Origin of the sequence: Fluviicola taffensis DSM 16823, from assembly GCF_000194605.1 — a bacterium.
In the GTDB taxonomy this organism is placed as follows: domain Bacteria; phylum Bacteroidota; class Bacteroidia; order Flavobacteriales_D; family Crocinitomicaceae; genus Fluviicola; species Fluviicola taffensis.
On the sequence record NC_015321.1, the window covers coordinates 4,013,582 to 4,032,525 of the forward strand.

The 18,944-nt window shown below is 36.2% G+C and carries 18 protein-coding genes and 1 tRNA gene; 7 read left to right on the plus strand and 12 right to left on the minus strand.

All coding sequences use genetic code 11. The features are described from left to right. Positions 1-376: 376 nt before the first annotated feature. Positions 377-2,326 (plus strand): membrane protein insertase YidC, encoded by a 1,950-nt coding sequence (yidC, locus tag FLUTA_RS17535; RefSeq protein WP_013688247.1) that lies wholly within the window; start codon positions 377-379, stop codon positions 2,324-2,326. A 111-nt stretch (positions 2,327-2,437) separates the two neighbouring features. Here yidC and FLUTA_RS21010 read toward each other — a convergent pair whose 3' ends face one another. The 3 genes from FLUTA_RS21010 to FLUTA_RS17550 form a co-directional block, all read right to left on the minus strand. Beyond that, positions 2,438-3,652 (minus strand): hypothetical protein, encoded by a 1,215-nt coding sequence (locus tag FLUTA_RS21010; protein ID WP_013688248.1) that lies wholly within the window; start codon positions 3,650-3,652, stop codon positions 2,438-2,440. A gap of 145 nt (positions 3,653-3,797) precedes the next feature. Next, positions 3,798-4,283, minus strand: coding sequence for a nuclear transport factor 2 family protein (locus FLUTA_RS17545; protein WP_013688249.1), 486 nt, complete (start codon positions 4,281-4,283; stop codon positions 3,798-3,800). A 61-nt stretch (positions 4,284-4,344) separates the two neighbouring features. After that, positions 4,345-5,919 carry a S8 family peptidase gene (locus FLUTA_RS17550; RefSeq protein WP_013688250.1) on the minus strand — a complete coding sequence of 525 codons (1,575 nt, stop codon included), beginning with the start codon at positions 5,917-5,919 and terminating at the stop codon, positions 4,345-4,347. 101 nt (positions 5,920-6,020) lie between these two features. Between FLUTA_RS17550 and FLUTA_RS17555 the strand changes: the two genes are divergently transcribed. From FLUTA_RS17555 to FLUTA_RS17565, 3 genes are all read left to right on the plus strand, one after another. Continuing rightward, the gene (locus tag FLUTA_RS17555) at positions 6,021-8,606 is read left to right on the plus strand and encodes a S8 family peptidase (protein ID WP_013688251.1); all 2,586 of its coding nucleotides are present in this window, start codon (positions 6,021-6,023) and stop codon (positions 8,604-8,606) included. Positions 8,607-8,642: 36 nt separating this feature from the next. Then, positions 8,643-9,266, plus strand: coding sequence for a DUF5606 family protein (locus tag FLUTA_RS17560; RefSeq protein ID WP_013688252.1), 624 nt, complete (start codon positions 8,643-8,645; stop codon positions 9,264-9,266). An 83-nt stretch (positions 9,267-9,349) separates the two neighbouring features. Next, complete coding sequence (locus FLUTA_RS17565) at positions 9,350-11,044, plus strand: M3 family oligoendopeptidase (protein ID WP_013688253.1); 1,695 nt, start codon at positions 9,350-9,352, stop codon at positions 11,042-11,044. Between the two features lie 74 nt (positions 11,045-11,118). Here FLUTA_RS17565 and FLUTA_RS17570 read toward each other — a convergent pair whose 3' ends face one another. After that, positions 11,119-11,508, minus strand: coding sequence for an START-like domain-containing protein (locus FLUTA_RS17570; protein WP_013688254.1), 390 nt, complete (start codon positions 11,506-11,508; stop codon positions 11,119-11,121). 64 nt (positions 11,509-11,572) lie between these two features. On the opposite strand from FLUTA_RS17570, the gene FLUTA_RS17575 reads away from it, so the two are divergent. Then, positions 11,573-12,322 (plus strand): methyltransferase family protein, encoded by a 750-nt coding sequence (locus FLUTA_RS17575; RefSeq protein WP_013688255.1) that lies wholly within the window; start codon positions 11,573-11,575, stop codon positions 12,320-12,322. A 63-nt stretch (positions 12,323-12,385) separates the two neighbouring features. Next, positions 12,386-12,459, plus strand: a tRNA-Met gene (locus FLUTA_RS17580). Between the two features lie 464 nt (positions 12,460-12,923). Here the strand turns inward: FLUTA_RS17580 and FLUTA_RS17585 are convergent. After that, positions 12,924-13,499, minus strand: a complete 576-nt coding sequence (locus FLUTA_RS17585; protein WP_013688256.1) for a pentapeptide repeat-containing protein — start codon at positions 13,497-13,499, stop codon at positions 12,924-12,926. A 175-nt stretch (positions 13,500-13,674) separates the two neighbouring features. On the opposite strand from FLUTA_RS17585, the gene FLUTA_RS17590 reads away from it, so the two are divergent. Next, a complete protein-coding gene (locus FLUTA_RS17590; RefSeq protein WP_013688257.1) occupies positions 13,675-14,301 on the plus strand; it encodes an NAD(P)H-dependent oxidoreductase in 627 nt (208 codons plus the stop codon). A gap of 52 nt (positions 14,302-14,353) precedes the next feature. On the opposite strand, the gene FLUTA_RS17595 is transcribed toward FLUTA_RS17590, so the two are convergent. From FLUTA_RS17595 to FLUTA_RS17615, 7 genes are all read right to left on the minus strand, one after another. Beyond that, the gene (locus FLUTA_RS17595) at positions 14,354-15,253 is read right to left on the minus strand and encodes a retropepsin-like aspartic protease (RefSeq protein ID WP_013688258.1); all 900 of its coding nucleotides are present in this window, start codon (positions 15,251-15,253) and stop codon (positions 14,354-14,356) included. A gap of 27 nt (positions 15,254-15,280) precedes the next feature. Then, entirely contained in the window at positions 15,281-15,577 is a 297-nt protein-coding gene (trxA, locus tag FLUTA_RS17600) for a thioredoxin (RefSeq protein WP_013688259.1), read from the minus strand. A gap of 84 nt (positions 15,578-15,661) precedes the next feature. Further along, complete coding sequence (locus FLUTA_RS17605; RefSeq protein WP_013688260.1) at positions 15,662-15,979, minus strand: rhodanese-like domain-containing protein; 318 nt, start codon at positions 15,977-15,979, stop codon at positions 15,662-15,664. Positions 15,980-15,998: 19 nt separating this feature from the next. Further along, entirely contained in the window at positions 15,999-16,190 is a 192-nt protein-coding gene (locus FLUTA_RS21235) for a DUF6132 family protein (protein ID WP_013688261.1), read from the minus strand. Further along, positions 16,187-16,393, minus strand: a complete 207-nt coding sequence (locus FLUTA_RS21240) for a YgaP family membrane protein (RefSeq protein WP_013688262.1) — start codon at positions 16,391-16,393, stop codon at positions 16,187-16,189. The genes FLUTA_RS21235 and FLUTA_RS21240 overlap by 4 nt, the downstream gene beginning before the upstream one ends. Positions 16,394-16,449: 56 nt before the next feature. Next, positions 16,450-17,079, minus strand: coding sequence for a Crp/Fnr family transcriptional regulator (locus FLUTA_RS17610; RefSeq protein ID WP_013688263.1), 630 nt, complete (start codon positions 17,077-17,079; stop codon positions 16,450-16,452). Between the two features lie 45 nt (positions 17,080-17,124). After that, the gene (locus tag FLUTA_RS17615) at positions 17,125-18,843 is read right to left on the minus strand and encodes a phytoene desaturase family protein (RefSeq protein WP_013688264.1); all 1,719 of its coding nucleotides are present in this window, start codon (positions 18,841-18,843) and stop codon (positions 17,125-17,127) included. Between the last annotated feature and the right edge of the window lie 101 nt (positions 18,844-18,944).

Consider the following 18,944-nt stretch of genomic DNA (forward strand, 5'->3'; position numbering starts at 1 on the left):
GAGAATTTCAAATGGCTTATTGATAAAAGACAAACGTCAGTGCAGTCATGAGAATTTCAAATGGCTTATTGATAAAAGACAAACGTCAGTGCAGTCATGAGAATTTCAAATGGCTTATTGATAAAAGACAAACGTCAGTGCGGTCATGAGAATTTCAAATGGCTTATTGATAAAAGACAAACGTCAGTGCGGTCATGAGAATTTCAAATGACTTATTGATAAAAGACAAGCGGTAGTGCAGTCAGAAGCATTGTCGATTGCCTTATTAACGAAAGACATACGATATGCAGTCAAGAGTATTACTGATGGCTTATCATAAATAAATTAACGGTTCACCTCGACGGATTGAACATAAATTAAAAATAACAAAGTAGGAATGGATAGGAATACAGTAATTGGTCTAACACTTATTGGCGCTTTATTGGTAGTGTTCACATACATGAGTCAACCAAGCGAAAAGGAAGTGCAAGCCAAGCAAAAAGAACAAAAGGAATTAGCGCTTCAAGCAAAAAAAGAAGCAGATTCACTTGATAAAGAGGCTAAAAACAAGCCTAGACTTGTTGCTAAGAAAGACAAGGACGGAAATCAAATCAAAGATGAAAAAGGTGGTTTGGTTTATGTAAATCAGGTTACAAAAGGTGACACAACGATCGTTCCTCGTGTAAAAGTACCTACTACGGTTATCTCTAAAGGTGAAATCGTTCGTTTGGAGTCTGAAAAATTGATTGTAGATTTTTCCACAAAAGGTGGTGTTGTTTCAGCAGTACAATTGAAAGAGTTCGAATCTTACATGAACTTCGCTAAGAATGATGGTAAAATTACACCACTTTACTTGTTTAAAGACGGAGACCAAAAAAATCAATTGATTTTCAATATTGCAGGAAACAAATATGCAACTGGAAACAAAGAGTTCGAAATTGTTTCTAAATCAAAGCACAAAGTTGTTTTCAGACATGATGTGGCTGAAGGTTCAATCATTTACACATACAATTTAAAAGGTGGTTATGATTTAGGATACACCATTCAATTGAAAGATTTAAACGGGAAAGTTTTACCAAATTCAGTAATGTTGGATTGGCAAATGGAAATGTTGCGCTCTGAGCGTTTACTTTCAGAACAACGCAAAGTTTCTACTATTTGTTATGAATCTGCTGATGGAAAATTAGACTGGAACAGTGAAGTTGCTGAAAGCTATAAAACCGCTGAAACAGATATGAAATGGGTGGCTTACAAACAAAGCTATTTCTCCTCTATTCTAAATGCAGACAATGGTTTTAAAGTAAAAGGAACTAAATTCACTTCCACCAACTACAAAGAAGGCTCTAAAGAATTCTTTACACACATTCGTAAATACCGTTCAAAATTGAATCTGGGAATGCAGTCTGTAAAGGATGGTAAAGCTAGCTTCTCATGGTATTTTGGACCGAATGATTACCACGTATTGGCTTCTTACAATCAAGACTATGACGATATTCTAAACTTAGGCTGGGGTGTTTTCCGTTGGATCAACTTATATGCTGTACAACCCGTATTTACATTCTTCATGAACTTAGGAATAAATGCAGGTCTTGCTATTTTATTACTGACGATTATCTTGAAGTTAGTATTGATGCCTGTTCAGTGGAAAATGTTTGTTTCTTCTGCAAAAATGAAGATTTTGAAACCGCAAATTGATGACATCAATGCGAAGTATCCGAAAAAAGAGGATGCGATGAAAAAACAAATGGATATGATGGCGCTTTACCGAGCGTCTGGAGCTTCTCCCCTTGCTGGTTGTGTTCCTATGCTATTCCAAATGCCGATTCTTTTAGCGGTTTTCCGATTCTTCCCAGCAACATTTGATTTGAGACAACGCGGATTCCTTTGGGCCGAAGATTTGTCGTCATTCGATTCCATTTGGGACTTTGGAACATATATTCCTCTATATGGTAACCACGTTTCTTTGTTTACATTATTGATGGCTGGAACGACTTTGTTGTATACGCATTTGAATTCATCAAACATGACTCAACAGCAACAACCAGGTATGCCAAATATGAAAATCATTATGTACATGTTCCCTTTCATGATGATTTTCTTCTTCAATAATTATTCTTCAGGTTTGAGTTATTATTACTTCATCTCTACTTTAATGACAATTATCTTGATGTTTGTTATCAAGAAATTCTTTGTAAATGAAGAGAAGTTGAAGGCTAAAATGGCAGAAGCTCAAACAAATTCAGCGAAGAAAGGTGCTACTGCTCCCAAGAAAAAATCGAGCTTTATGCAACGATTGGAAGATGCACAACGCCAACAACAAGAAAACGCGAAAAACAAAAAAAAATAACAGCTGATCCATCGAAAAATGGATCAGACACAATTTAATATCAAAAAGACGAGACATTCAATCTCGTCTTTTTGATTTATACTAAGCCCGTAAATCGGGATATTGACATCTCTATCTTCCTCGTTTACCTCCTCCGTTGGAAGGTCTGGAAGCTGGAGCAGTTCTGACAGGAGCACTCTGTCGAATAACGGGTTGACTCTGACGCTCTGGCTTTGGCTGAACCCGTTGAGGATTATTTATCGGTTGCCTTTGCGCTGGCGCAGGTTGTCGTTGATTTGGCTGTTGTTGCGGTTGAACGGTTGGGTTTCTTTTTACTGGTTCCATGGGGCGTGTAACACCTGAATTTCCACCATTATTAATTGTCCCCCTATTATTTGAGTTTATAGGTCTTGGTGCTTGTTCGCGTGTTTTTGGTTCAGTTATTGGAGTTCTATTTGGACGAGTTGGCTCTGTTTTCAATCCTTCCGTTCTTCCACCTGGTCTTTTATCCTGAATAGAACCATTTTCTGGTCTAATTGGTTTTTCAGTTCCAATTCTTCCCCCATTTGCAACTTGATTATTGAGCTTTCTTCCTTTGTAAGATACTTGTTGCGGAGCATATCTTGTTCTCACTGTCGCACTTCTAGTTCGGTGAGATTTGTAAATGACATGCGCATTTGGAACATGATATACATTGGTGTAGTGACACCAACCATGATATCGATAAACTCTTTGATAATAAACGTGCCAATAAACAGGTCTCCAAGGTCTCCACCAAGATGGATAGTAATCCCAATAATAAGGCGAATACCACGGGTCATAAAATGGGTCATACATATATTGAACACAAGGCCAGCCCCAAACGTTTACGAAAATAACGGTGGTTGGAGTCATTAAAATAGAAGGACCTAATGATTGCTTGGTTTCTTTTTCATCAATTGGCTCCATAAGGATTTCTTCACCATAAAGAGTTTCATCTCCAATGATTTGTAATTGAGCTTCTGATTTACCGCGCTTTTCAATAACAATTGCTGCGACATCTTGAGATTCTTTACTATTTACAGGAATTTGAAGTAAAACGGCATGATTATCTCCCTCTTTTTTATCAACTACACGTATGTAATCAATGGCATTATTACCGTCTAAATCAAGGTTGTTAACTCCATTTGATTCTGTATTTAGTTTCTTCTCGAAATCTTCTAAACTCTTAGATTGCTTGAATAATTCCAGTGCACCTTGCAGGTCAAAATTATCCCCGGGCATGCCTGTACTATCAGAACTTTGAGCGAATGTGTTGAATGACAACCCAGTTATCAAAATCAACCCCGAAAAAAATAATCTTTTCATGATATTGGTTTTCAGATAAGTTACCAATAACTATGCAAGGAATCAATGATAGCGCGCCAAAAAAAGTTAATGCAAGGATCTCTTAAAATGAAAAATAGTTATTAATCGAATTAAAAAAGAAAGATTTTTATTCAAGAAAAGAAACCTAATCTTTCAATTCATTCCGCAAACGAATAAAATCTTGAATTTTATCATTTTCTACCAATACGGCTAAATTGTATTGAGCGATTTTCCACTCTTTTCCAATTTTAATCAATACGCCACTTCCTCTACAATCCTTCATCCACGTGTCAATTTTTTCGTCGAACCAAGCAAATTTTCCATCTTTCGAGATTTCAATGTGACGTTCGATTTTTCGAAAATCCCACGCTTTTCCTTTATCAAAATAAGGTTTACAAAATGCTCCGAATTCTTCTTTATTCCACCGTTCTGTGGGATCGGTTCCCAAATAGATGAAATTATCCGACATGAATTGGAAATAGTTGGTATAATTTGCTTCAGCGGCGGCTTTGTGCCAATTATCAATTAATTGATCAATTGTTTCTGTTTCACTTGGTTTTGGCTTAGTAACTCCAGAGGAAACAAGATAGAATCCAATAAAAAGAATGGGGATAAGTTTAATCATTTTCATAAGCAAAAAAAATACCGCCTGAGCAAAGCTTAGACGGTATTAAATATAGACAATAAATAGTTTATTTTTTCACTTTCGCTTTGCACATTTTTACTGCTGCAGCGATATCAATAACACCACCTGTTGTAGAAAGTTTTCCAAAATCAACTGGTGTATCTGTTCCAGGGGAAGGAATCATTGTTCCTTTGTATTGTTTTGCAGAAGCCAACATAATGTCTTTAATTTCTTTCATTGTTAATGAAGGAAAATAAGATTTCAGCAAAGCGGCAACTCCTGAAACCATTGGTGCAGCCATCGACGTTCCTTGCAAAATTTTGTAATCACTTTGTGGAATTGTATTGTAAATCTCAAATCCTGGAGCGAATATATTTACTTGGCGAGAACTATAGTTGGAGAAATTCGCTGCCAATTTTTTCTTATCTCTTGTAGAAGCACCAATACAAATATACATGTCCAGTGGTTTCGTTTGGAATGAATACTCATTTGTTGGGAAATTTGGATGCTCATCTAAGTTTTCACCATCATTTCCAGCAGCATGAACCAAAAGAACACCTTTAGATTCAGCATAAAGCATTGCTTCATACACTTCTTTTGGATGTTTTGAATATGCTTTTCCAAATGACATATTAATAACAGATGCCCCGTTATCAGCAGCATATCGAATAGCTAATGCAATATCTTTATCTTGCTCATCTCCATTAGGAACTGCACGAAGAGACATTAATTTCACATTTTCAGCTACTCCATCACCACCTAATTCGTTGTGTCGAACAGCACCAATAATTCCTCCTACATGTGTTCCATGCAAAGCTTCAGGCCCTTCAACATCATTATTTCCATAATGGATATCATTGAAATCATCTGGATTATCGCCAATAAACTGACGGTCATTGTACTCCATATTCAATTGGTAGTTAATGCTTCCGTTAAAATGATCAACACCTTCTTTGATGCTTTCTTCTGACAATTGACCATTTGCAATATAAGTACCTAATTGCTTCAGCTGCATATCTTCAGGAGTAGTCACTTTCCAAGCATTCACATCATCTTCTGTGAAGTTTGGGCCTAATTTCTCAATCAATTTTGCTTTCAACATTGGAAACATTTCACCCAACTGAGTATACTGCTCCAATGCTTGGATATTTCCATTACGTTCAGTTTCAATTGCTTTGTAAAGTTCTTTGTATGTTGCATAGTCTGCTTTATCTGCAGCTGCAATTTCTGACTCAGATTTCCCGTTGAATTTCTGATGTAATTCAGCACAAATACGTGTTTTCTCTAAACGTGTATAATCTTGATTATCTCCGTTTGGCGCTCCTAAAAAATTCCATCCGTGAATATCATCAATATATCCATTTTTATCATCGTCAATTCCATTATTAGGAATCTCTTTCTCATTTGTCCAGATTTTCCCTTGAAGATCTTTGTGTTCGATATCAATTCCAGAGTCAATAACTGCTACAATAACAGTTGTTGATTGTTGCTTTTTCAAAGAAGAATAAGCTTTTTCAGTATTCATTCCTGGTGTAGCACCATTATACCAATTTTTTATTTCGTCTGTTTTTTGACCGTAAATAAAATTCATTACACCGACAGAAAACAGGGCTAATGATAATGTGAGGATTCTTTTCTTCATGACTATTAATTCTTTTTTTGGAAGGAATACAATTCCTTTGAAACAAATATCTTAATTTGCAGAAAGATATTTTGAGTATTCTATATTAAAGGTTAAAAAAAATGTTCATAGGAAAACTACTACAACAAGCGGTGAAAGTAAATAAAATATTATTTATAGTAGGGTTAATTTTTATTAATTCAATGCAATCTTTTGCCCAAACAGATAATTTTCGATTCAAAAAATTACTAGCAGACCAACCAACTACATCCATGGCGTTTGCTGTAACCAATTCTGGAAACCTTGATGCTTTATTGTCTATTAAAGAAATTTCAGTAAAACAGGTTACTAAAGACTGGATCTATATTCAAACAAATCCAACTTGGATTAAGCAAGCAATGGAGTCTAAAGTGATCAAGTCGTTTTATTTAGAATTTTCGATGCCAAAACCACTCAATGATTCAACCTTAGTAACACATTTCGTAAAACCAGTTCACCAAGGATTAGGAGGATTACAAACACCATTTACAGGAAAAGATGTGATTGTCGCTTTTGTCGATCAAGGATTGGATTATAACCATCCAGATTTTAGGGATGCGAATGGAAATACACGAGTGCTTTATTATTGGGATCATTCACTGCCTAATGCGGCAAACACTCCTATGCCTTACGGTTATGGGCAATTGTGGACGGGAGCAGAAATCCAAGCAGGTACTTGTGGAAGTATTGAAGAATCTTCTGGGCATGGAACATCGGTTACTGGAGCTGGGGTTTCAAATGGATTAGCAAATGGAGAGGAAACAGGAATGGCTCCAGAGGCTAATATCATCGTCATTGAAACAAATTTCAATCTGCCAAATTGGACTCTTACTGTAGCCGACGCTTGTGATTTTGTCTTTAAAAAGGCAGAACAACTAGGTATGCCTGCCGTCGTTAACTTATCGGTTGGCTCTTACTTGGGAAGTCATGACGGAACAGACCCTGCAGCCGTTTTAATGGATAATTTATTGGATGAAAAAAATGGACGAATCATTGTTTGCGCTGCTGGAAATTCAGGTTCTTGGGGCAAATACCATGTTCATGGCGATGTTGATTCAGACACTTCTTTTGTTTGGGTGAAGCCAAATCCAGCAAGTCAACTTGGTCCAAATACCGTTTATTTAGATCTCTGGTCAGATTTAGGAGACGCAACTTGGAGCTATGCTTGGGGAGCTAACAAATCATCTGGCGACTTTCAAGAAAGAGCTACGACTATCTATCGAGCAGCAAACGCAAGTATTGGTACAACGATTAAAGACACTTTGTGGAATGGTTCAAACAGAGTGGCTATTTTAGAGATTTATCCAGAAATTGTTGGTCCGAATTTACATCTAGAATTCTATTTCACACAAGTAGATTCTACTAGCTATTTGTATTCATTTAAAACAAAAGGATCTGGGAAATATGATGCTTGGAGTGGGTCAGAAGTTATTTCATTGAATAACATGTTAGTTACAGGGCTTCCAACTTCCGCAATTTACCCACCAATTCAACACTATCACCTACCCGATTCTCTTCAAACCCTTGTTTCTTCCTGGAACTGCTCACCAAAAGTGGTTACTGTTGGGAATATCAGGAATCGTTGGGGACATGTTGATGCGAATGGTAATAACTACTTGCCAAATCCTCCGAACTACACGAATATAGGGCAATTAACTCCAGCCTCCTCAAAAGGTCCCACAAAATATGGGCATACTAAACCAGATGTAGTTGCATGTGGAGATGTTTCATTGAGTGCAGGACCATTTTGGATTTTGAATGACCCAGGATGGAATGCTTCAAAAAGTCAAAATGGCATGCATGTTAGAAATGGAGGGACTTCTATGGCATCCCCCGTTGTTGCTGGTATAGCAGCTCTTTATTTAGAAAAATGCAGTAAGGGGAATTATCAAAGTTTCTTGGATGGAATTCATTCTACTGCATTTACGGATATTTACACAGGAGTTATTCCGAATAACGCTTATGGCTATGGTAAAATTCACGCATTAAATCTATTGCTGCAATCTAACTTTACCAATACAATCACTGCCGATGCATTCTTTTGTCCAGGTGATAGTGCTGTTTCAACAGCTTCTATTCCAAATTATTCCATTGAATGGATGAATGGTGACACTACATACAAAGTTCCATTAACAGCATCTGGGGAGGTTTATTTCAAAGCCTTTGATCAAAATGGATGTGTTTCATTTTCGGATACTTTAGATGTATTAGCAGCTTCTGCTCCTCCCGCGCCAGTTATATCTGTGAATGGAACTTTACTTTCGACGAGTCCTTATCCCAGTTTGCAATGGTATAAAGATGGAATCTTAATTCCTGGTGCTACGAATTCAAGTTATACCATTACTTTACCTTCGTCTTCTTTCTATACAGTTTCTCGAACAAGTATTGATGGATGTGAAGTTTTCTCTCTTCCATACAACCCTTCTTTGGGATTAGAAGAATTAATTAGTCAAATTCAAGTTTATCCGAATCCGACTCATGGGAATGTAATAATTAACTCTGTAATTCCATTAAGTGATTTACAAATAATTGATTTACAAGGAAGAATGGTGAAATCGAGTTTTGATAATACACAGGAAATTTCTATTTCAGATCTTCAAAACGGAACATATTATTTAATTATTCACACCGATGTTCAATACTTTCAGGTTAAAATTGTGAAGAATTAAAAAGAAGCAGTATTTTTGGACATATAAATTAATCGAATGAATTTAACAGGTATCATTGCAATCTCAGGAAAATCAGGACTGTATAGAGTTTTGGCTCAAGGTAAAAACAACATCATTGTAGAATCATTGGAAGACAAAAAACGTGTTCCAGCATACGCTTCAGACAGAATTTCTGCATTGGATGACATTTCTATCTACACCTACGATGATGATAAACCATTGAAAGAAATTTTGGTTTCTATTTTTGAAAAGGAAAAAGGGAAAGAAACAATTTCACATAAAGAAGACCAAGCGAAGTTGAAAGCTTACTTATTGGAGGTTCTTCCAAATTATGATCAAGAAAGAGTTTACGCTTCTGATATCAAGAAAATTTTCCAGTGGTACAATCTATTGTTCAAAGCTGGAGCATTGGTCATTGAAGAAGAGGTAGCTGAAGAAGCTCCTAAGGAAAAGAAAACTGCAAAAGCAGCAGCTAAGAAAGGTGAAGAAACTTCGACGGATGAAGAAACTCCAGTAAAAAAGGCTCCTGCGAAAAAAGCAGCAACTCCTAAAGCAGCTGTGAAAGCACCAGCAGCGAAAGGCCCCGTAAAATCTGCTGGCAAAGCGACTGGAGCGAAAAAAGTAGCAGCTCCTAAAACAGGTTCATCGAGAGGTAAGTAATTATCCAAAATATTTCATAAAATGAGGGGACGCGACGCATCGCGTCCCCTCATTGTTTTATCTCTTTTTTTTATTTTTGTAGTATGAGAAAATTTGTTTCACCCGACTTCACATGCGAAAGTTGGAAATCTGTAGAGTCTTATCTCTTAGACCTTCAAAATAGAGATATTTCTACGAAAGAATCATTTAAACAATGGTTATTCGATAAAAGTGAATTGGAAGCCGTTTTGGAAGAAAATATGGCTTGGCGTTATATTAAAATGACGATTAACACTTTAGATGAGAAGCTAACTGAGTCTTATCAGTTTTTTGTAACTGAAATACAGCCAAACCTTGCTCCTTTCGAAGATTCCTTGAATCAGAAAATGATGGCTTCTTCATTTGTGAAAGAATTGGCTACGGATAAAGCATATTCAATCTATTTCAGAGGCGTTCAATCTGCATTGGAATTATTTCGAGAAGAGAACATTTCACTTGAAACAGAATTAAGTACTCTGAGTCAACAATTCGGAGCAATTTCTGGTAAACAGATGATATCCTATGAAGGAAAGGAATTAACGATGCCACAAGCCGCCAATTTCTTGAAAGATCCGAATGAAACTGTTCGTAAAGAGGTTTATGAATTAATTACAAGTCGCCGACTAGAAGATCGTGAAGCATTGGATGATTTGTTTAATCAACTAATTCAATTGCGAAATAAGGTCGCTAAGAATGCAGATTGCGTCGATTACCGCGATTATAAATTCAAAGCATTAGGTCGATTCGATTATACAGTAGAAGATTGTTTGGCTTTTCACGATGCTATTGAAACGTTAATTGTGCCGATTGTAAAGCAAATCAGTTTAAAAAAACTTGACAAACTCGGAAAATCGAAGCTAAAGCCATGGGATACTGAGGTTGACCCAGATGGATTGGCTCCTTTAAAACCTTTTGAAAATGGAGAGGAATTACTTGACAAATCAATTGCAGTTTTTCAAAAATTAGATTCATATTTCGGCGATTGTTTGAAAACAATGAAAACTGGTGGCTTTTTAGATTTAGATTCAAAAGCTGGGAAAGCTCCAGGTGGATACAACTATCCTTTGTACGAATCTGGAATTCCGTTCATTTTCATGAATGCAGCAGGAGCTCAGAGAGATTTAACAACCATGGTTCATGAAGGTGGACATGCTGTACATTCCTTTTTGAGTCGTGATTTGGAGCTGACAGGGTTTAAATCCCTGCCTTCTGAAGTGGCTGAATTGGCTTCTATGTCTATGGAATTACTGACAATGGAACTTTGGGGTGAATTCTATACGAACGAAAATGATTTAAAACGCGCTAAATTGGAGCAAATTGAGTCGGTGGTAAAAGTATTACCTTGGATTGCTCAAATTGATGCATTCCAACATTGGATTTATACACATCCAACTCACACAACTGAAGAAAGAACACAAGAATGGTTGAAACTAAGCAAACGCTTTGGAACCGGATTAGTTGATTATAACGGATATGAAGCTGTCTTAGAAAGTTCTTGGCAGAAACAATTACACTTATTCGAAGTTCCTTTCTATTACATCGAATACGGAATTGCTCAATTGGGTGCTTTAGGAGTTTGGAATAACTATAAGAAGAATCCTGCAAAAGCACTAACAGATTATAAGAATGCGCTTTCTTTGGGGTATTCTAAATCAATTCCTGAAATTTACGAGACAGCAGGATTGAAATTTGATTTTTCACAGGTTGCTTTGGAAGATTTAAGTAAAGGTTTAGTTAATTCTATTAATGAATTGAACTAGAATGAAATAGGTTTAAAAACATAAAGGGTAGAAAATTTTCCACCCTTTATGTTTTTTTATAATCGTTTTATTATTTATGCCCCAATTACTCTTCTCAAATCACCAATTTGTGATTCCCAAAGGCGTACAATTTCATCTTTTTCCGTTTTTTCAGCGAAATCTGAAACAGTAAGAATCACCACTTTGGTCATAGGATCAATAGTGTATTTCATTTCAAAGTAAGTTTCTAATTCGTCTTCTTCGTCATTCAACCATTGCCATTTAATATGTTCACCTGCTTTCTTAGAAATTAATCGTGCTTGTTCCTCACTTCCATCCCAGTGAAAAGTATACATATCATCCTTAACAATAACATCTTCAGCAAACCATTCGCTCAATCCATCAGGAGTAGACAATAATTTATCCAAAACCTTTGGAGAGGTTCTTAATACATATTCTAATTCGAATTGTTCCTTTTTTGTCATAGTAGTTTAATATTGTTAACTTCGCGCCGAAAAAATTATTTTCGAAATATACACATTTCTTTTCATGGCATTAGTACATTCATTTGAAAAAAACGGAAACAAGCTCTTCAAATACAGAGGACAAATTCCAGTGATTTTATTCGTTTTAGCTATTCCTGTCATCTATTTTACAGATGTTCAGTGTATTATGGATAACGAACGTTGGTTCTACATTTGTACAGGAGCAGCAATTGCCATGTCTATACTAGGACAAGTAATTCGTGCGATAGCTATTGGAACAAGTAATAAACATACTTCTGGAAGAAATACACAAGAACAAGTTGCTGAAGCCTTGAATACAAAAGGTATTTATTCAACTGTGCGGCACCCACTCTACTTAGGAAATTATTTTATGTGGATTGGAATCGTGTGTTTCACATTCAATATTTATTTCATCGTTATCGTAAGCTTGCTGTTTTGGATCTATTACGAGCGTATTATGTTTGCTGAAGAGCGTTTCTTAGAGCGTAAATTTGGTGAAAGCTACGTGAATTGGTCGAATTCGGTTCCTGCATTTTGGCCAAGTAGAAAAAATTACATCAAAGGAGAGATTTCTTTCTCGATGAAAACAATTTTACGACGTGAATATTCTGGTATCTCTGCAACCGCTTTGGGATTCATTTTCGTAGCTGGATTACGTGAATATTTTATGACAAAAACGATTGCATGTCCACTTTGTTATGTTTATTGGATCGCTGGAGCATTATTGTTTAGCTTGATTTTCAAGTTACTAAAACACAAGACAAAAGTTTTATTCGAAGAAGACCGCTCATAGTCTTGCATAAAATAAAAAAGTAACTATCTTTGTGCCGCCTTTCAGGGATTTGTAAGGATATATGGCGAGATAGCTCAGTTGGTTAGAGCGCAGGATTCATAACCCTGAGGTCCGGAGTTCAACTCTCCGTCTCGCTACAAAAGCTCAGTTTTTACTGAGCTTTTTTTGTTTGTGTAAAGTTGAAGTCCGGAGTTCATCCCGATAGCTATCGGGACTCCGTCTCGCTACAAAAGGGATCAAGACCAAATTCTGGGGACTAAGCATAAATTTGCGTTAATCGGAATAAAAAATATTGGATATCCCTAACACCTCTAAATTGAGATCTAAATGGCTTTTTCAAGAGCGGTTGTTGTCGAAAACATGGTTTTTGTTTCTGGTTGTACGGGTTACGATTATGCTGCAGATAGCTATCGGGACTCCGTCTCGCTACAAAAGCTCAGTTTTTACTGAGCTTTTTTTGTTTGTGTGAAATCTGGGGTCCGGAGTTCATCCCGATAGCTGTCGGGACTCCGTCTCGCTACAAAAAGCTCAGTAAAAACTGAGCTTTTTTTGTTTAAGCAATTTTGTAGGTATGCGATATAGAGCCACCTACAAAATCGGTTCATTCCTTAATCACCAAATCATACTTCGTTAGCAAGCCAATCAATCCATTGGACGAAAAAATAGTCTTCTTCAATCTATTTCGCTCCGGATTGATATCGAAATTAACTGCTGTACTGAAGTCTGCCTTATCTAAATTGGTGCGTTCAAAGATAGTCCTAGTCAAATCACAATTCACGAATTTGGATTCTGATAAATTACATTCCGAAAAATCAACTTCTTTTAAAACAGTATTTGTAAAAATGGTCTTCTTCATGTTTTTCGAATGAAAAGTCGCATAATCAACACTGCAATCCGTGAATTTAACAGAGAAAAGGAATTCATTGCAAGCACTAAAGTCCACTCCTATTATTTTACAATCCTTAAAGTGAATATCCTTTAATCCTGAATGTTTAAAAACAGTGAGTGAAAACATACAAGATTCAAATTCACAATCTACAAAATCAATACTGCTAAAATTGCTTTTTGTAAAATCACAATCAATAAAATGACAACCGCTAAATTCATTGTTGATTAGTTGTTTATTGACATAGTTAACTTTGTTAAATGTTTTGCCTTCGTGAAGTTTATTACTCATTCTGTTTTTTGAATTGAAACAAATCTACGGAGTTGTTAGCGATTTTACTAACTCACTAATTTACTAATTCGCAATATTACGAATCAATAGTTTCCTTATTGAAACTAGTATCCTAAAGTATATTGGTATCTTTTTTATACTAATATGCTATACCTTTGTCGAAAACACAGAAAAGATGAATTTAATTGACACATTAAACTGGCGTTACGCCGTAAAACGAATGACTTCTGAAAAAGTATCAGACGAAAAAGTACAAGAAATCCTTGAAGCAATTAACTTAACAGCAACATCGGCAGGATTACAGCCCTATCGAGTAATCTCCATTTCGAATCCTGAAATCAAGCAAAAATTACAAGCCGCGTCGTTTAATCCGCAAATTTCAGAATCCTCACATCTATTGATTTTCGCTGCTTATACACATGTTTCTCAAGCTCATATAGACGAGTATATTTCCTTAGTTGCGAGAACACGAAATATTCCAGAAGAAAACTTAGCCGATTTCAAGGGCAAACTGTCTGGTTTTATCAATATGCCAGAGGATTTCATTAAGACTTGGACCGCAAAACAAACGTATATTGCTTTAGGCACAGGAATTATTGCGGCTGCAAACTTGAAAGTAGATTCTACTCCGATGGAAGGATTTGATAATGCAGCTTTTGACGAAATCTTAGGACTGAAAGAAAAAGGATTGCAATCTGTTGTAGCTTTGGCTTTAGGATACCGTGATGAAGCAGCTGATGTGCTTGCATACGCGAAAAAAGTTAGAATTCCTTTAGAAGAACTCACAATTACATTGAACTAAACTGAATTTCGAACTAAAATCAAGAGTCTTCATTCAATCGGAGGCTCTTTTTTTATTCAAAAAAAGGCAAGTACAGATTCTCGTTGACTTTCAAATAAATAAACCCGTTTTTCAAATCTAAAACAGTATTAAACCGTTTTAAGAAATTGTTTCCAAAGAAACCAGCCATCTTTTCTGTTGCATCAATTCCTTCTTTCGCAGTTGATAAATTCATTGGAATAGAATAGAATGATTTCTTCTCTACTTTCAATTCTGGAGCTCGAACAATGGCCATTTCATAAGATGATCCATCCGACCCTTGAAAAGTGGCTGTTGCTATTTGATCTGTTTTATGTTTGAAATCGTGTTTCCGTTCATAAGGAGAAGCAATCGTAAGCGCATCACTAGCACCTGTATCCAACCCGAAAAAACCGGTAATTTTCTTTCCCTGAATGACGAGTGTACTCGAAATGGTCGGATAGTTGTTTACGAAATGTATGTTGATTTTATCATAACTACTCAAATCTGCATTGAAAGCTACATGTTCGGTGAATTTCAGTGTTTTTCGATCGTAATTGATTTCAATAACATAGTTTTTCATCAGATTTGTCCCAAAAACACCGTCGAAATCTGTAGTTCCAAACGGAATGAGTGTAAATGATACGTTTTTTTGTTCAAACTCGCTAAACGAAATTAAATTGTTGTTACTCTGAGAGACTTTGTTAGTACCGTTCGATCCTTCGTTCATTGATTCTCCATCAACTTTCAGTTTGATTTGTTTGTTTGAATCGGTATTGATTACTGAACCATCCGCACCAGTATCAAACAGAAAGCGCACACTATCTATATCGTTTACTTTACAATAAATATAGATGCCATTGTTTTCAATCAGGAATGGAGTTTCCCAAGATTTTGTTTGTGACAACGCTTCTAAATGAGATATTGCAATTAGAATTGTAAAAGCAATTTTCATATTAAACCAAAATAGAGACGAGGAAAGTTATTGATGCTGCTTGATTATTTGTGCCAACTGATTTGCTGGCACTACTCCCGATTGTCTCCAAACAGGTTTACCCTTTTTGAAAAGAATCAACGTTGGAATGCTTTTAATCTGATACTTGCTAGCAGCATGTGGATTTTTATCTACATCGACTTTCAAAACAGAAGCGGTATTTCCCAATTTCCCCTTCAAATCATCTAAAATGGGTTTCATTGTTTTACAAGGTCCACACCATTCGGCGAAGAAATCCACCAAAACTGGTTTGTCGGAGTTTATTATTTCAGAAAAAGATGCCATTGCTTAATTTTGTGTCAAAGTTAAAAAACGTCTACTAGTTAGTTCTTATTCTGTTTTGCAATAATTGTTAAGAGCAAGAATCAATTATTTTTGAATCTTTTGTTGAAGACTCGACCAGCCACCTCCATTGTGTACTTCACTAAAACCTTTTGCTTTCAGAATGTTTTTAGCTGATGCACTTCTCATACCTGATGCACAGCAAGTAATGATTGGTTTATTCTTTTGAATGTTCGATAGATTCTGTGGAATAAGAGACAATGGAATATTAACAGATCCGCGAATGTGTCCTGAATTAAATTCAGAAGGTGTGCGTACATCTATAATTTGAGCTCCGCGGCTCATTAACTCATTGAAGTCAACTTTTGGACCAAGTCCGAATAGATTTTTTAAACTTTGCATCATTTTTATTTTTGATTAATTCCTACTTAATTTTAAAGCTACTAAACAGCAATAGCCCCATGAAAGAACCATACAGTGTGCTATTGATTGGTTTTGATGTTATTGTACAATAACCCGAAGAGCAGCCAACGAAATAATAGTATAAATAACCACCAATCGCCCCGATAATTCCACCAATAATCCCCAAGCGATATTTCTTGATAAATGACTTCATTTGCTTTTCTTTTTGATGGTTATTCCAAGTAGCTTATACAATGGGCAAAAACCAATGACACTTGTCAACATGAAAATAATTACGACGACTAGAGCAATTATCGCTAATATTCCTGATATGTATCCAAAAAAATAAAGAGAAACCAATATAATTGATAATATGAGGCGAATGATTCGATCCGTTGAGTACATGTTTCTATTCATGATCACTTATTTTTTACAAAATTGCGACAATGAAAAGTAAGATACTGTGACAATAGTCACAAATTGCTTAATAATTTGATTTGGTTGCGATATAATACCACTTTATTATCCTTTTCAAGACGTTTCAATAAACGCGAAATAACTTCCCTTGAACTCGATAAATCAATCGCAATTTGTTCGTGAGAAAGGTTAATAACAGTGGAATGAGTAGATTTTGATTTTTCTTTCAAATAATGAACAAGACGTTCGTCCAATCGCTGAAAAGCAATTTGATCAATCATGATCAATAGCTCATTAAATCGTGAATGAATGGTTTTCATGATAAAGCTTTTCCAAGAAGCATATTTCATCATCCATTTATCCATTGCAGTTATGGGAATAGTCAGAATGATAGAATCTTCATCTGCTACTGCTCTAATTTCACTGGGAAACTCTTCCATGCAACACGTAAAAGTCATTGCGCAACTTTCATGCGGATGGATGTAATACAAAAACAATTCATGCCCTTCTTCATCTACTCGCGAAATTTTCAATGTTCCAGAAAGCACAATTGGAATTACACGCACAATCTGTCCTGTATCTAATAGAAGATCTCCTTCTTTCAACCTGACTTCGTGAGATTTTTCATTGATTTCTTCAACAAGTTCCTCTTCAAATAAGTCCTTTAATTTATCAAGCGGATTCATGATACTTCATTACTTATCGATTATTTCTAAATTACATGAATAATGTTATTCAGTAGTTGCGGATTCTTCTCGCCTTTTTACTTTTTTCTGCGCTGGAGTTGGATCTTTCACCCATGAATTATCATAAGGTATCAATAAATCGGAAGCACGTAATTCTGCTACTCCAATTTTACCATCCATATAGTTTGCAAGTAATTTGAATCGTTTTTTATCTTCCTTTTGAAGGACTAAAAGGGTTGTATTGATAGATGATTTGATAGCAATTGGAATTCCGCCACCTAAATCCGCCCAATGTCCGCTTAGATATAAGTTTTTTACTGGAGTGATGTAAGATGCGACTTTTCCTTGGTAATTTTCTTTCCCTGGTTTTTGAGCCATCATCGTCCCGTTTTTATTACCAGTGTAGCGGTAATGTGTAATTGGTGTTGCTACATCGCAATACAAAATATGTTTGCGCAAGTTTGGAACCAATCCCTTTTCTACACGATCAATTAATATATCTGCGTACTTATCTTTCAATTTCTGATATTCATCTCCGCGAGAATATGTTCCGTTTTCGTCAGCAACACATCCCCAATAATCGTTGTTATCCATCCAAGCAGGAATAAACAGTGTAATTGTTCCGTGTTCAGGTAGTGAAAGAGATTTATCTCGTACTGTCGATGCCAAAATGTGAATTCCACTTAAGTAAGGATCTCCTTTTCCCAAATCTTCTTTTGGAACTGTCGGATCAGCTAAGAAGACAATTTCTTCACCTAGCCCTAGTTCTTCTGCCGGACAATCAATCCCCAAAGCAACTGTCAAAGCTGAGGCATACAAAGGTGCACCTTTCAATCCATCCTTCATTTTAGCTGGAATGGATTCTTTCGGAAGCATTTTCTCAAACAACGTTTCGGCATCGCAAGCAGCAACTACATATTTACTAGAAATAGTGTGAGTTGTTCCTCGGTGCTCTAATCTTACTCCTTTTGCGACGTTGTCTTGTACTATAACTTCTGTGACTTTAGATTTGAAAAAAATCTCCCCACCCATTGTTTCGATCGTATGCGTCAACCATTCAGGAAAACTTTGGCTCCCACCTTCTGGCGGAAGTTGAAAATCTTTGATATAAGCCCAAGAAATGGGGATTAAGCAGGATAATACATCTGGTTCTGAGCAAAATACACGGTGTAGTTTTTCATCGGTGAAATAACGGCTTAAACCTTTCTTCATCTTTTCGCCCGTAAAACGGATATGTGGAATAAAAGGAAGAGCGAAACGAAGCATTTTTAATCCATGAATCGGGTATTCATACCAACTCATTGAATTCATGGTTCTACTCAAATTTGCATAGCTATCAAATGACTTTCCAATACGTTTAGCGTCTCGAAAAAAGCGAATAATCCCTTTCTTTTCATGCGGAAATTCTTTCAGCCATTGCTCCTTAAGCTCATCCGGATTATTGGTGACTAGGTAATCGAACTCATCACTTACAAAGCGACGAATATTCTTTTGATCTTCACATTTTGGGGAATCATCACCAATGATCTTAAAAATTTTGGTCACTAAACCATTCGGTCCGCAATTATTTAACCAGTGAATGGCAGAGTCGAAGCGAAAATCATGTCGGCGAAAGCCGGCCAAATAACCGCCTGGACGGTTGTCCATTTCGATTACGCAGCATGAAATTCCAGCTTTGCTAAAAAGTGCTGCAGAGGTCAACCCACTAACGCCACCACCAATAATTACAACATCGTAGTGCTGTTTAGGTTCAATTCCTCTCATTGTTTCAATTAAGAGCGCGCAAGTTAGGAATAAATAGGGAAATGAGAAGTACAACAGCTTGTTTTAAAACAACAAGCTGTTGTCATTACTTGTATTGATCG